13 protein-coding genes are annotated in these 12527 nt (G+C 44.6%); 5 read left to right on the plus strand and 8 right to left on the minus strand.

Annotated features, from left to right (window positions below; all coding sequences use genetic code 11):
• Nucleotides 1–78: 78 nt before the first annotated feature.
• Nucleotides 79–885: a Cof-type HAD-IIB family hydrolase gene (locus KNP98_RS07070; protein WP_214808382.1), complete on the plus strand. Its 807-nt coding sequence runs from the start codon at nucleotides 79–81 to the stop codon at nucleotides 883–885.
• A gap of 156 nt (nucleotides 886–1041) precedes the next feature.
• Here the strand turns inward: KNP98_RS07070 and KNP98_RS07075 are convergent, their stop codons facing one another.
• Nucleotides 1042–1701 carry a uracil-DNA glycosylase gene (locus KNP98_RS07075; RefSeq protein ID WP_088838167.1) on the minus strand — a complete coding sequence of 220 codons (660 nt, stop codon included), beginning with the start codon at nucleotides 1699–1701 and terminating at the stop codon, nucleotides 1042–1044.
• 81 nt (nucleotides 1702–1782) lie between these two features.
• Here KNP98_RS07075 and KNP98_RS07080 point away from each other — a divergent pair, with 81 nt between their 5' ends.
• On the plus strand, nucleotides 1783–2505 hold the full coding sequence (locus tag KNP98_RS07080) for a WecB/TagA/CpsF family glycosyltransferase (RefSeq protein WP_088838168.1): 723 nt from the start codon (nucleotides 1783–1785) through the stop codon (nucleotides 2503–2505).
• A 49-nt stretch (nucleotides 2506–2554) separates the two neighbouring features.
• Here KNP98_RS07080 and KNP98_RS07085 read toward each other — a convergent pair whose 3' ends face one another.
• Both KNP98_RS07085 and KNP98_RS07090 read right to left on the minus strand, forming a co-directional pair.
• Nucleotides 2555–3187, minus strand: coding sequence for an NAD(P)H-dependent oxidoreductase (locus KNP98_RS07085; protein ID WP_029332013.1), 633 nt, complete (start codon nucleotides 3185–3187; stop codon nucleotides 2555–2557).
• Between the two features lie 171 nt (nucleotides 3188–3358).
• Complete coding sequence (locus tag KNP98_RS07090; protein WP_088838529.1) at nucleotides 3359–3817, minus strand: MarR family winged helix-turn-helix transcriptional regulator; 459 nt, start codon at nucleotides 3815–3817, stop codon at nucleotides 3359–3361.
• A gap of 170 nt (nucleotides 3818–3987) precedes the next feature.
• Between KNP98_RS07090 and KNP98_RS07095 the strand changes: the two genes are divergently transcribed.
• Nucleotides 3988–4242, plus strand: coding sequence for a hypothetical protein (locus KNP98_RS07095; protein WP_088838169.1), 255 nt, complete (start codon nucleotides 3988–3990; stop codon nucleotides 4240–4242).
• Between the two features lie 18 nt (nucleotides 4243–4260).
• Complete coding sequence (locus KNP98_RS07100; RefSeq protein WP_088838170.1) at nucleotides 4261–5232, plus strand: LacI family DNA-binding transcriptional regulator; 972 nt, start codon at nucleotides 4261–4263, stop codon at nucleotides 5230–5232.
• 59 nt (nucleotides 5233–5291) lie between these two features.
• Here the strand turns inward: KNP98_RS07100 and KNP98_RS07105 are convergent, their stop codons facing one another.
• The 5 genes from KNP98_RS07105 to cbpA all read right to left on the minus strand — a co-directional run bounded on the left by KNP98_RS07105 (nucleotide 5292) and on the right by cbpA (nucleotide 11574).
• Nucleotides 5292–5954 carry a C40 family peptidase gene (locus KNP98_RS07105; protein WP_088838171.1) on the minus strand — a complete coding sequence of 221 codons (663 nt, stop codon included), beginning with the start codon at nucleotides 5952–5954 and terminating at the stop codon, nucleotides 5292–5294.
• 232 nt (nucleotides 5955–6186) lie between these two features.
• Nucleotides 6187–9330, minus strand: coding sequence for an efflux RND transporter permease subunit (locus KNP98_RS07110; RefSeq protein WP_088838172.1), 3144 nt, complete (start codon nucleotides 9328–9330; stop codon nucleotides 6187–6189).
• A gap of 38 nt (nucleotides 9331–9368) precedes the next feature.
• Nucleotides 9369–9932: a TetR/AcrR family transcriptional regulator gene (locus KNP98_RS07115; RefSeq protein ID WP_088838173.1), complete on the minus strand. Its 564-nt coding sequence runs from the start codon at nucleotides 9930–9932 to the stop codon at nucleotides 9369–9371.
• A gap of 174 nt (nucleotides 9933–10106) precedes the next feature.
• Nucleotides 10107–10871: a pyrroline-5-carboxylate reductase family protein gene (locus KNP98_RS07120; protein WP_088838174.1), complete on the minus strand. Its 765-nt coding sequence runs from the start codon at nucleotides 10869–10871 to the stop codon at nucleotides 10107–10109.
• A gap of 64 nt (nucleotides 10872–10935) precedes the next feature.
• Nucleotides 10936–11574, minus strand: coding sequence for a cyclic di-AMP binding protein CbpA (gene cbpA, locus KNP98_RS07125; protein ID WP_088838175.1), 639 nt, complete (start codon nucleotides 11572–11574; stop codon nucleotides 10936–10938).
• A 335-nt stretch (nucleotides 11575–11909) separates the two neighbouring features.
• Between cbpA and KNP98_RS07130 the strand changes: the two genes are divergently transcribed.
• A complete protein-coding gene (locus KNP98_RS07130; RefSeq protein ID WP_029332023.1) occupies nucleotides 11910–12527 on the plus strand; it encodes a DUF47 domain-containing protein in 618 nt (205 codons plus the stop codon).

A 12527-nucleotide genomic window follows, 5' to 3' on the forward strand; every position in this document is an offset into this window, starting at 1 on the left:
CTTCCTAAGGAGAGTATATTGTCGAATAGGAGGCAACTTGATACGATAGAACAGATAATTGAAAGGGGCTTACACTGAATGGCTTACGAAATGATTGTGCTCGATCTTGATGATACATTGTTGACGAGCGACCATACGATCTCCAAAAAAACGAAACAGGCACTACTCGACGTACAACGTCGCGGAAAAAAAGTCGTCCTCGCGAGCGGACGACCTACTTATGCGATGACTGATTTAGCGAAGGAACTTGAACTTGAACGTTACGGAAGTTTCATCCTTAGTTTCAACGGTGCATCCATCATCAACTGTCAGACAAACGAATCACTGTTTTCGAGTACACTCAGCCCGGAAACGGTTCATGGGCTTTACGATTTAAGTCGTCGTGAAGGCATCTATATCCATACGTACGTCGGTCACGAAATTTTTACGGAGACACCGAACGAGTATACGACGCTTGAAGGTCAATTGACGGGGATGGACGTCATCACGGTACCGAACTTTAAAGCTTCCGTAACAGAGCCGGTCGTCAAATGTCTGATGCTTGCTGAAGAACAACGCTTAGCGGAAGTCGAACAACAACTTCAAGTCGAACTTGCGGGTCAACTCGCAGTCGCACGTTCTAAACCTTTCTTCCTTGAGTTCACAGAAGCTGGTGTGACGAAAGGTACGAGTTTGGAACTTCTCGCTCGTCACCTCGGTATTAAACAAGCAGACGTCATCGCCTGCGGGGACGGCAACAACGACTTATCGATGATTGAATGGGCAGGCCTCGGTGTTGCGATGGCAAATGCTGCCGATACCGTCAAAGAGCGCGCTCAGCATATGACGGCTTCAAACGATGAAGACGGCATCGCACTCGTCATCGAACAATTCATGATGGATTGAGTTTTCAGATGACGATGTGATAACTACAAAAAAGCCGAATGCCTTCCCGCACTCAAAAGGGGGAAATCATTCGGCTTTTTTAGTGAACCTCCTACCCAAAACAGAATTCCCTGTTCGTTTATCAACCGTCTAATCCTGGTTAGGATATTTTCCGTTTCATGAGATACACCAATCAATCGGTTGGCGCCCTTGTTCTTCAAGCCACTGATTGACACGCGAATAAGGCCGACTCCCAAAAAAACCACGGTTCGCCGATAACGGACTCGGATGGACCGACTCCACTATCAGATGACGCGAGGTATCAATTAATACTTTCTTACTTTTTGCATGATTTCCCCAAAGAATAAACGCAATCGGTTCCTCCTGTGCACTGAGTACTTCGATTACTCGGTCAGTAAAGGGCTCCCAGCCCTTTTTAGCATGAGATCCAGCCTTCCCATCTTCGACCGTCAACGATGTATTCAAGAGGAACACCCCTTGATCCGACCACTTTTCGAGATTTCCGGTCGTTGGTTGCGTGCATCCTAAATCGGTTACAAGTTCTTTATACATGTTTCGTAACGACGGTGGAATCTTGACCCCGTCGTTCACGGAAAAGCTTAATCCGTTCGCTTGATTAGGTCCATGATAAGGATCCTGTCCTAAAATGACGCATCGAACGGCTGACGGTGCGACCGCATCAAACGCATGAAAAATCCGATCCTTCTCCGGATAAACTGTTGTCTCTTGATAGGCCGATTGAACGAACGACCAAAGTTGTTGAAAATATTCTTTTTCTTTTTCTTCTTTTAAAATTGTTTGCCAAGCAGGATGCATACAACTTCACTCCTTTTTCGGTCTTAGGACCCTGTTTGTTTAGATGGGTTCTGCTATGATGGAAAATGAGGTGGATTAACAATGATTCAAACAACAGAACTATTCGGGTTACCGTTCGTCAATGCCACACCATCGACATGGTATACCCATATTAAAACAGTCTTACACGACAATGAAAAAGCTTTTCTTGTGACGGCAAATCCTGAGCTCGTTCTCCGCTCTTTACGTGATCCGGAATACAACGTCATCTTGAAAAAAGCGACTTTCATCACACCAGACGGCATCGGTGTGACTGCCGCCAGTAAACGTCTAGGCAACCCGTTGCAGGCGACGCTTCCTGGAATTGAAACGGCACGGGAATTGTTGCGAACGGCTGACAATTTACACAAACGTGTCTTCTTACTCGGAGGTCGACCGGAAGTCATGAAATCGTTGATTAAACAATTATCGATCCGTTTTCCGAATATCCAGTTCGTCGGGACATTTCATGGATTCGGTAAGGATCAGGAAGCTGCCGACGCCATTCGCTCTGCACAGGCTGATTTAATCCTTGTCGCGCTCGGAGCACCCAAGCAGGAGCAATGGATTGCTTCCGTTTATGATCTCGTCGATCGCGGCATCTTCATCGGGGTCGGTGGTGCCTTCGATGTTTGGTCCGGTCATAGCAAACGAGCCCCTAAAGTGTTCCGCAAACTAAAACTAGAATGGCTTTACCGTATTTCGACACACCCTCGCGGTTTCGAGAAACTGAAGGACCTCGTTTTGTTTGCATTGCTTGTTCTACGTAAAAAATCACACATCTAATCAAAAAAATCCCTTCGTCCAGTCATTCGGACGAAGGGATTTTTTTAACTTACGCGTTGACCGTTGAGAACGCACGACCTAGTTCTTTCGCTTTTGCGATTGCTTCTTCTTTGATTTCTTCTGCTTTTTCTGGGTTCATCGCCATACCTTCGATGAAGAGCGCGTCGTATTCAGTCACACCTGTGAATGCGAGTGCTTGACGGAGATAATCGTCACCGAAGTTCAAACCAGAACCTGTGTAAACGCCGCCTGTTGCTTGGATGTGGAGTGCTTTTTTACCTTCCATCAATCCTTTTGGACCTTCAGCTGTGTAGGCAAATGTTTTTCCAGCAAGAAGAACGCTGTCGATGTACATTTTGAGACGTGCCGGGAATGAGAAGTTCCACATTGGTGTAACGAAAACATATTCGTCAGCTGCCATGAACTGCTCGAGGTGTTTCGTCATTGTCCCGACTTTAGCGATTTCGACTTCTGAAAGCTCTTCACCTGTCGCGAATTTGCCCCATGCACTTAATACGTCTGTATCGATTTCTTGGACGTCTTCGCTGTAGAGGTTAAGTACTTCTACTTCTGCATTCGGGTTTGCTGCTTTATAGCTTTCAAGGAACGCTTCACCTGTTTGAAGGCTGAACGAATGTTCCGTAGATTTTGGGTTTACAGTTACATAAAGTAATTTAGTCATTTTTATTTCCCCTTTTTATTTAAAGTAATTTCTGTAACTAAACATACCAACATCATTTTCATTTGTCAATTCGTTTGATTTCAAAGTATTAACTCTATGAAAAGACAAACAAAAAAGATGAAATCTCACCTTTCGGTGACATTCCATCTAGATTGAATGGATCGGCTGGCATTACGCTTTTTCAGAATGCGTATAATTATCTGCCCGGTACCCGACTCGTTTAAGTTGATCAATCAATTGTTCTTTTTCGCTAACCGTCAAGTCGCTGAATAAGTCCATCAAAAATGCTTCATGTTTCGGGAACGTTTCTTCCATCAACGCTTGACCTGCCTCAGTCAACGTACCGAATGTGACGCGACGGTCTGTCGGGCAAGATTTGCGTGCTAGTAGTCCACGATTTTCAAGTTTATCTACTACGTAAGTGACACTTCCACTCGTCAATAAAATCTTGTCGCCGATTTGCTGGAGCGGTGTATCGCCTTTATGATACAACAACTCAAGCACACCAAATTCTGAAGGATTCAATTGATGGGTCTTGATGTCTGCTTTTACTTGTTCCGTCACAGCATGCATCGTTCGCGATAAGACTACGAGCAATTTTAGTGCTAGTTTCGAATCTGTCGCTTCCATTTTACGTTCGCCCCTCTTTATCTTGATTCGCAAATAATCATAGTCCTCTTTTTTACATTGGTCAATTGCGGTCAAAATCCTCATGCCTTCTTCCTCTTGAAATTGTTCTTGCCGTGGAACGCGTTCCATAGTCTATCGTCATGGTATACACTACTAAGGAGGTCTTCTATATGTCGCTTCATACACGACTAAAACGTCTCTACAAATGGAACGTCGCCTTCGAACTTGCGATTGAGCAGCTCGGGACGCCGACCGGTTATTACCTTTGCAAACATACCTTGATTGAACAATATCCCCATTTAACACCGGCTGAAAAAATGAAGCTTCTCGAAAGAATTACGGAGCAAATCGAACGCTCTGATTCGTCGTCCGGACCGATCACGAAGCAACACTGGATTCAACTCGAACAACAACTATCTAGCTAAGGATAGGAGGGATTTTGAATGACGAACATTCGTGACTTGGCTCACGAAGCAAACGTTTCCGTGACGACGGTTTCACGCGTCCTCAACGATCATCCTTATGTCGCTGAAGAAAAACGGCGTGCCGTCAAAGAAGCCATTTTAAAGCTCGGCTACATCAGAAATCAGACAGCTGTCCATCTCTCGACTGGACGGACGAAAACGATTGGCGTCATGTTACCGTTCGTCGACCATCCCTATCATGCCGCGATTCTTCAAGGAATCGCTAAAAGTGCCTTCGAGGACGCCTATCGCTTTTTAACGTGGCAAACGAACTATTTCGAAGAACATGAACGAACTGTTTTACGCGCGCTTGCGCAACGTGAAGTCGATGGCTTAATCATCGTCTCACACAGTCTTGCCGTCTCTGAAATTCTTTCGTACGAACAATACGGTCCAATTGTCTTTTGCGAGTTGCATGAATATGTCTCATCCGTCTATATCAATCATTACACTGCGTTTTGTAAAGGCTTGACGGCACTCCAGCAACTCGGTCACCACCAGATCGGTATTTGCCTTGGACGGGCTGATAGTACGAATAGCCGCGCCCGCAAGCAAGCCTATCACGACCTCGTCGAACCTAATTCGAATGATTGGGTGTATGAGCAAACGTTGACGATTGAAGATGGTACCCGCGTCGCCGAACATTGGCTCAGTCAGAAACAGCGCCCTTCCGCTATCATGACGACGAGTGACCACGTCGCTGCCGGACTGATCATCGCGCTCAGAAAACGAGGGTACCGTATCCCGGAGGACCTATCTGTTATCGGATTCGATGGCAGTGACCTCGCAGAAGTGCTCGATTTGACAACGATTGCGATTCCGTATGCGTTAATTGGTCAACAAGCTTTTTCGCTCGTAACGCGTGATGTCACGAATCAACCGTTACAAATCGAAATCCCGGCAACCCTTCGGATGGGGAATACTGCGGCACAGCTTCCCTTTGCCGATTGAGAATGAGAACTAAAACACCCGCTTCTTGTCTCGCACAAGAGCGGGTGTTTGTCTTGTTCTTATAAAGTTCCTGCCGCGACGTAACGCGATCCCCAATACCCACCGCGGAATGATTCTTTGACGACTTGACCATAATACGAGTTAGCATTGATCATCGTCGAACCATCGACTGCAATACCGACGTGCTGGATGCCACTGCCATGCGTGAAGAACACGAGATCCCCGGCTGCTGGTGCCGTCCGTTTCGTTGCTGCATATTGTGAGGCTGCCGTACGTGGTAAAGATTTACCGAGCGCACGGTAAACGTAACTTGTGAATCCAGAACAATCAAAGCTCGTCGGACCCGTTGCACCAAAGACATATGGACGTCCTTTTAACCCTTCAGCGACAGATACAATCGTCGCACCTGTTTTTGAGAGTCCCGCTGTTGCTTTTTTATTGTAGCTCTTCGTGTACATCGCAGCGATGTACGCTGTCTTACCTTGATAACGCAACCGATACCAGTTGTTTGAGGTTTTGCTCGTGACAGTGACTGACTGGCCGAGCTTCAGCTGACCGAGTTTCTTCCCACTGACCGTGGCTTTCGAACGGATATTCAACACATCGACTGAAACGACTACTTTTTTTACCGATGCTGCTTTGGTTGCTTGTGGGACGGAACTCCAACTGCTAACGACTAATGTCACGAGTATAAATAAACGGATCCAGAGCGATACTTTCATCTTTTACTAATCCCCTTTTAAGTAAAGTTGACGGTTATGTAAAACGAATTAAATTGTCAGATAATTTCTGTTTTTATCCTATCATTTTGATTCCATCGCTCGTGTTACAGTTTATTGACAGGAATGCCTTCCTGTAATACTTTTGTAACAAAATAAAAAAAACAGGTTATAGAACGGCTTTATGAAGCCATTCTATAATTCCTGTTTCAGAGAGGTTTTTGTTTGAAATCAATTAATCGATTGACTTCTTTTTCCGAAAACGTGCTAAGAACTCATAGACAATCGGGACTATGAGAAGTGTGAGTAACGTCGAACTCGTTAACCCACCAATGACCGTGACCCCAAGTCCTTTCGAAATCAACGCGCCGCCTTCTAGACCGAGGGCGAGTGGTGATAAGGCACCAATTGTTGCGAGTGCCGTCATCAAGATAGGACGAAGTCGTGTGCCTGCTGCATCGAGCAGGGCCTCACGTGTCGCTAGACCTTCATTTTCCTTATGAATGACACGGTCAATCAAGACGATTGCATTCGTGACAACGATTCCGATCAACATCAAGGCTCCGATTAGTGAGGAAACCGAGATCGTTTCGCCAGTAATCAATAGGGCGAGTAAACCACCGATGATTGCGAACGGAAGTGAGAACAAGATGACGAGCGGCGTCAATGCTCCACCGAAAGTCACGACAAGAACGAGATAGACGATCGCGACTGCTGCTGCCATCGCAAGACCAAGTTGTGTGAACGATTCTTGAATCTGCTCCGTCACCCCACCGACTTTGTAAGAAACACCTGTCGGAAGGTCAATTGTTTTGACAGCATCGTCAATTGCTTGTGATGCTTCCGTCGCTTTATCTGTTTTCAGTTCTGCCGTCACGGTTGCGACGAGTTTCCCGTCTCGTTCATTTAACGAGTCCGGTGTCGTGCCTTTTTTGACAGAGACGAAATCAGATAACTTTTTAACACCGAGCGGCGTCGTGATATCGGCTTCTTCTAAATCATCAATCGAGTCGTACGTCGTTTGTTCGTTTGGTACGATGACGTCCAATTCTTTCCCGTCTACTTTTATAGTAGAAAGTGGTTTTTCGACGCCTTGCACGTTAGCGATTCCTTGCGCGAGTTGGGCTGTCGACACACCGAACTCGGCAGCTTTTTGTTGGTCGACTTCAAACGTGTACTGCGTATATGAATCTTTTAAGTCGGTCGTTACCTTCCGAACGTATTTTGATTCACCTTCGATTGCTTTAACGAACTTCGGTGTGATCGTTTCTAGATCTTCGATTGAATTCGCGAAGACTGAATACGAAACACCAGATGAACCGGCACCACCACTGAAGTCTTGTTCTTTCCATTCTCCAGTCGGGATGGCTTCATTCAAGTCTTTCACTGCCTGTTGTTTCACGTCTGCGAATTCCTCTGTATCTGGATCATACTGGGCGATGAAGACCGCTTGTTTCGTATTTCCCGGATTAAGTGGATTTTCGCCTCCTACCGTGAACTGGAGATTGTCGATATTCTTTTGTTTATCAAAATAAGCTTCAGCTTGATCCGCTGCCTCAAGCGAGTCATCAAGCGTTTGACCTGGTTCCGGATTATACGTCACATAAAACGTTTTTTCACTCTCTTGATTCAAGAAGTTGACCCCAATCGCCGGTACGAGAGCAAAGCTTCCGACAAGCATTAAGACTGCAAGACCGAAGACGATTAATTTATGGTTCAAGGACCAGTTCAACACGCCACGGTACCAGCTCGCTAATTTCCCGCCATCTTCTTTTTCCGGTTTCGGTGCTTTCCCACGTTTGAACAGTGAGTCAGCAAACATCGGTACGACTGTTACGGCAACAATCAGCGATGCGAATAATGCAAAGACAACTGTCAGTGCGAACGGCAGGAACAGTTCACCAACAAATCCTGTTACGAACCCGAGTGGTAAGAAAACAGCAATCGTCACGATTGTTGATGATGCGACCGGAATGAACACTTCACGTGTTGCATCGATGATTAAGGCTTTACCTTTAAGTTTTTCGCCGGGATCCGTTAAGCGACGATAAATATTTTCGATGACGACGATCGAATCATCGACGACACGACCGATTGCGACCGTCATCGCACCAAGTGTCATGATGTTCAACGAGATATCCATCTGTTTCAAGACAAGAATCGCCATCAGTAACGACAACGGAATCGAAATGACTGCAATGATTGTCGATTTAAAGTTGCGTAAAAATAAAAGGATGATGATGATCGCAAATAATGCACCAATCAAGGCTTTACTGATCATCGTTGAGACAGACTCTTCAATCGGTTTTCCTTGGTCGAGTGTGACTGACGTTTTGACCGATCCGTTTTCTTTTTCAAAATCTTGAATCGTTTCTTTGACGGCAGTGACGACATCGACGGTATTCGCATCCTGTGATTTCGTCACTTGAATTCCGATTGAACGTTCACCGTTCGACCGCGAAATCGATTCTTCGATTCCTTTATCTTCTACTTTTGCGAGCTCAGACAATTTAACAGTCGGGACTTGTGTTGGTGTTGGCGCTTGTCCTTCTGTTGGTGCTTGTCCTTCTGTTGGCGCTTGTGGCGTCGTCGGAGCTTGTGAAGGAGCTGCCGGTGTATCGCTTGCTGCCTGTTGCGGCGTATAAGGCAAACGAAGATTTTTTAATTCCGTGACCGTCGTAGCTTTTCCATCAAGCACAACAGCTTGCTCTTTGTCACCAAGCTCGTATAAGCCGAGTGCTAAACGCGAATCATTCGCTTGAATCAGTTGCTTGACGTTATCTTCTGTCAATCCATATTGCTGTAGCTTTTCATCATCGAATCGAATTTCAATCCGACGAATCTCTTGCCCAGCGATTTGAACCGTTTGAGCGCCTTCGATCCCTTCAAGTTTCGGTTGAAGTTCTGTCTCGACGAGCTTCGTCAACTCGGAGAGTGAACGTTTTTCGTCTGATACTGCGAAACCGACAACGGGGAAAGCATCGAATGAAATCCGTGAGACATTTGGTTCTTGCGCGCCTTCTGGTAATTCAACATTCGCTAATGCTTCTTTGACTTGTTGTTCTGCTTCATCCATATCCGTACTGAAGCTGTAGTCGATTTGTAGATTTGAGGCGTTTTGGAAAGATGTCGATCGGACCGTCTCGACGCCTCCTAGATTTTCGACCTTACTTTCGAGTTCTCGACTGACTTCATCAAGGACTTGTTCAGGCGTCGCCCCTGGATAAATCGTCGTTACCGAAACAGTCGGTGTCGTAATGTCTGGTAGCGTTTCGAGTTTCATCGTCGTTCCTGCATAAATCCCAGCGACGGTGATGATGATCGTCAGCAACCAAAGAGCAAATTTATTATTCACTGAAAATTGAATGATACGCTTCATGGTAATTATTCGCCTTCTCTCTGTTTTTTATTTCATATTTACTCTTTATCTGAAGCTTGGTCGATTTCGCGCGCCCGTTTTAATAGACGCTCGACCAATTGTTGACGCTCTGCTTTTGACGGCTGAGCGAACTTAAAGTGCTCCGACATTTTCAACCCATCTAATACGAATCGAATCATCATCGCTTCGACCGGATCAGCGCTCTCCATCAATTGATTAAAGAACTGATTAACTTGCTTTTTTCGTTCTTCGACAAACGCTTCATTTTCTTTCAAGAACGATAACAAAAACAAGACCGTATCGATATCCAAGTGAAACTCTTCCTCGTGATTCGCTTGTAACGTGACAAACGCTTCCATCTGACCTAAACCTTGATCCAGATATTCTTGATACTGCTTAAACTGACGGGATTCTTGTTCTTCAATCACACCCATCAGCAACTCTTCTTTAGAAGCGAAATGATACAATAAGCCACCCTTAGAAACATTCGCTTGTTTCGCGACTTCTTCTAACGTCAATTGCGGAAACCCACGGCTCATCATGACTTGAACAGTCGCGTCAGTGATTCGCCGTCTCGTTTCTAACGCTTTCGCACTAACCATACGTTACCTCCTTTCTTTTACTATACCGTCCAGACGGTTTATTTCTTCACTATACGAATTTTCATTTGATAATGCAACCGTCAATGCATGTTTCACGTGAAACGTTTTCAATTTTTACGAAAAAAGACACATTCTCGTCTGAACCGTGACGGAATATGCCTAAAGTCGTTCGATTTACGCTTCGCGTGCACTCTCACTTAATGCCGCTCGCATTATTTTCTTCAATTCATGCGTACGTAACACTTGAACCCCACGATCAGTTGGTCCACCCTCCGCCGCGACATCATCAATCAATGCCTCAGTCGGTCGATCGTCTTGAAGCAAAAGTTCGGCCGACCCTTTCATTGCTTGGGCGATGATCCGTCGCGCTTGTTGTGCTTCAAATCCGGCTTCCGTCAAAACAGGAGTCATCGCACCTACGATTTCATAGAAGAAAGCCGGACTGCAGCCAGCAGCAGCCATTAAGAACGGCATAGTCGTTTCATCCGTTTCTACCACCTCACCGACGCGTAGAAAAAGTTCCGTCGCCAATTGTTTTTGTTCCATCGCTACTTGATGACCGAACCAAAGCCCTGTCATCCCTGTCCGAAAAGCGACCGGTGTATTCGGCATCGCACAGACTGCACCGCAACCTGATATCTGTTCAATTTCATCCGGTGTGATATGTGCTGCGACAGAAACAAGCAGTTGATTCGTCCACTCATGACGCTCTACGTATTCCAGTACGCCGTCAGGTTGCATGGCTAAGACGACGATATCGAATGACTCGATATTCTCTTCTTCAATGATTTGAACACCATGTTCATTAGCGAGCTCTGATAAACGCTTACGATCTGCACGATTCGTCATCGTAATTGATTCGGGCGCAATTCCTGAATCAATCCATCCTTTGACCAACGATTCACTCATCGATCCTGCACCAACCATTAAAATGTTCATAACGTTCCTCCCACAACAAAAAAGGACCTGTTGTGCCAGGTCCTTTTCGTATTTTCCTTTTTAATTATACACGAAGTTCCAAGTCTTCGACAGCGACGACACGAAGCCCTTTTTCGTTCAATTTCTTCACGATTTTATTTTTTGTTTTCTCATCACAATCAAGCGGAAGGGTAATGAGAACACGACGCATGACACTACTTTTGGCATCAAGTGTCATGAGACTAGCAACCGTCGAGTATTTGTTGACGATTTTTGCGATTTTTTCAAGAGCACCTTTTTGTTCACTCAGTGCGATCGTCAACACGTAACTTCCTGAATCACGATTCCATGCCTCTTCCAACATCCCAAGCATTTTCCCGTGCGGTAAAATACCAAAGAATTGACCGTCATCATTTAGTACGGCGATGTATGGTAATTCTTTGATCGAAAAGAAGACTTCAAAGAAATTGCTTGCTGTATAGATGAATTTTGATGTGTTCTTAATGAGTGTCATGACATTGTCATCTAAACTGCCACCATTCATCCCATGGCGATAAATATGCATTTTATAGATATTTCCTTTAAATTCTTGACCTGACTGGTCGAGTACAGGTACGCAACGATATCCTGTATCTTCTAACGTCTTTAACGCTTCACGAAGCGTTGCCGTCTCTGAAATCTTGATACATTGGTGTTTTGGTATACATAAACTTTGCACGAGCATACAAAACGTCCTCCTCTATTTCACTTTATATTGTAACCTACTTCTTTATCCTTTGTACTTATTCGTTCTGTTATACATTTTTCCTGCTTCTCTTCTATTCCCTACTATTACAATAACAAAAACACAGATAAAACCCATTGAATACAAAGAAAATAGTCTTGAAAAATCTTTATCCAGATTATTTATTAATTTATCAACCCTATTAACTTTAAGTTTTATTAAGTTTTCGTAAACGCGGTACATAGTTGTATTCTTTTACAATAACGTCTGATACAATCGAACTCGTGAAGTTACTTCACTATTCTATTCTTGTTCTTAATATGGAGGCAGAAGAAATGTTTAGTAAAAAACAAGATCCATTCGCAGTGAAATTATCCGAGATTGCCGGACACTTGCAACAGACGTCTCAGTTTTTCGTTGATTTTAAAATCAATGGTATTGCGGACGTTAAAGAATTCGCGCATAAAGTCAAAGACTTTGAAACGGCTGGTGACGACTTGATGCACCAATTGATCATCGACTTGAACAATGCATTCATCACACCGATTGATCGCGAAGACTTGCTTGCACTCGCGAACTCACTGGATGATGTACTCGATGGATTTGAAGAATGTTCCGCGATTTTTGAGATTTATAACATCGTCCGTGCCGACGAACATATGATTAAATTCGTTGATGAGATTCATATCGCCGTCAACGAACTCGCTTTAGCGATGGACCTTCTTGTCGCACGTAAGCTTCAACCGATGCGTGAACATGTCATCAAAGTAAAAGAACAAGAAACGATTTGTGACGACTTACGTCGTAAATCAATCAAAGCATTGTTCGCGACTGAAACTGATCCAATTAAAATCATTCAATATAAAGAAATCTATGAATCGCTCGAATCAATCGCCGATTACTGCCAGGACGCAGCAAACGTCATTGAAACGATCATCATGAAAAACGCATAA

The sequence above is a fragment of the Exiguobacterium sp. s127 genome, assembly GCF_018618695.1.
Classification (GTDB): domain Bacteria; phylum Bacillota; class Bacilli; order Exiguobacteriales; family Exiguobacteriaceae; genus Exiguobacterium_A; species Exiguobacterium_A oxidotolerans.

Bases quoted from the DNA above. Each gene is read 5' to 3' on its own strand.
- KNP98_RS07070 (WP_214808382.1), top strand. From the start codon at position 79: ATGGCTTACGAAATGATTGTGCTCGATCTTGATGATACATTGTTGACG.
- KNP98_RS07075 (WP_088838167.1), bottom strand. From the start codon at position 1,701: ATGCATCCTGCTTGGCAAACAATTTTAAAAGAAGAAAAAGAAAAAGAA.
- KNP98_RS07080 (WP_088838168.1), top strand. From the start codon at position 1,783: ATGATTCAAACAACAGAACTATTCGGGTTACCGTTCGTCAATGCCACA.
- KNP98_RS07085 (WP_029332013.1), bottom strand. From the start codon at position 3,187: ATGACTAAATTACTTTATGTAACTGTAAACCCAAAATCTACGGAACAT.
- KNP98_RS07090 (WP_088838529.1), bottom strand. From the start codon at position 3,817: ATGGAAGCGACAGATTCGAAACTAGCACTAAAATTGCTCGTAGTCTTA.
- KNP98_RS07095 (WP_088838169.1), top strand. From the start codon at position 3,988: ATGTCGCTTCATACACGACTAAAACGTCTCTACAAATGGAACGTCGCC.
- KNP98_RS07100 (WP_088838170.1), top strand. From the start codon at position 4,261: ATGACGAACATTCGTGACTTGGCTCACGAAGCAAACGTTTCCGTGACG.
- KNP98_RS07105 (WP_088838171.1), bottom strand. From the start codon at position 5,954: ATGAAAGTATCGCTCTGGATCCGTTTATTTATACTCGTGACATTAGTC.
- KNP98_RS07110 (WP_088838172.1), bottom strand. From the start codon at position 9,330: ATGAAGCGTATCATTCAATTTTCAGTGAATAATAAATTTGCTCTTTGG.
- KNP98_RS07115 (WP_088838173.1), bottom strand. From the start codon at position 9,932: ATGGTTAGTGCGAAAGCGTTAGAAACGAGACGGCGAATCACTGACGCG.
- KNP98_RS07120 (WP_088838174.1), bottom strand. From the start codon at position 10,871: ATGAACATTTTAATGGTTGGTGCAGGATCGATGAGTGAATCGTTGGTC.
- cbpA (WP_088838175.1), bottom strand. From the start codon at position 11,574: ATGCTCGTGCAAAGTTTATGTATACCAAAACACCAATGTATCAAGATT.
- KNP98_RS07130 (WP_029332023.1), top strand. From the start codon at position 11,910: ATGTTTAGTAAAAAACAAGATCCATTCGCAGTGAAATTATCCGAGATT.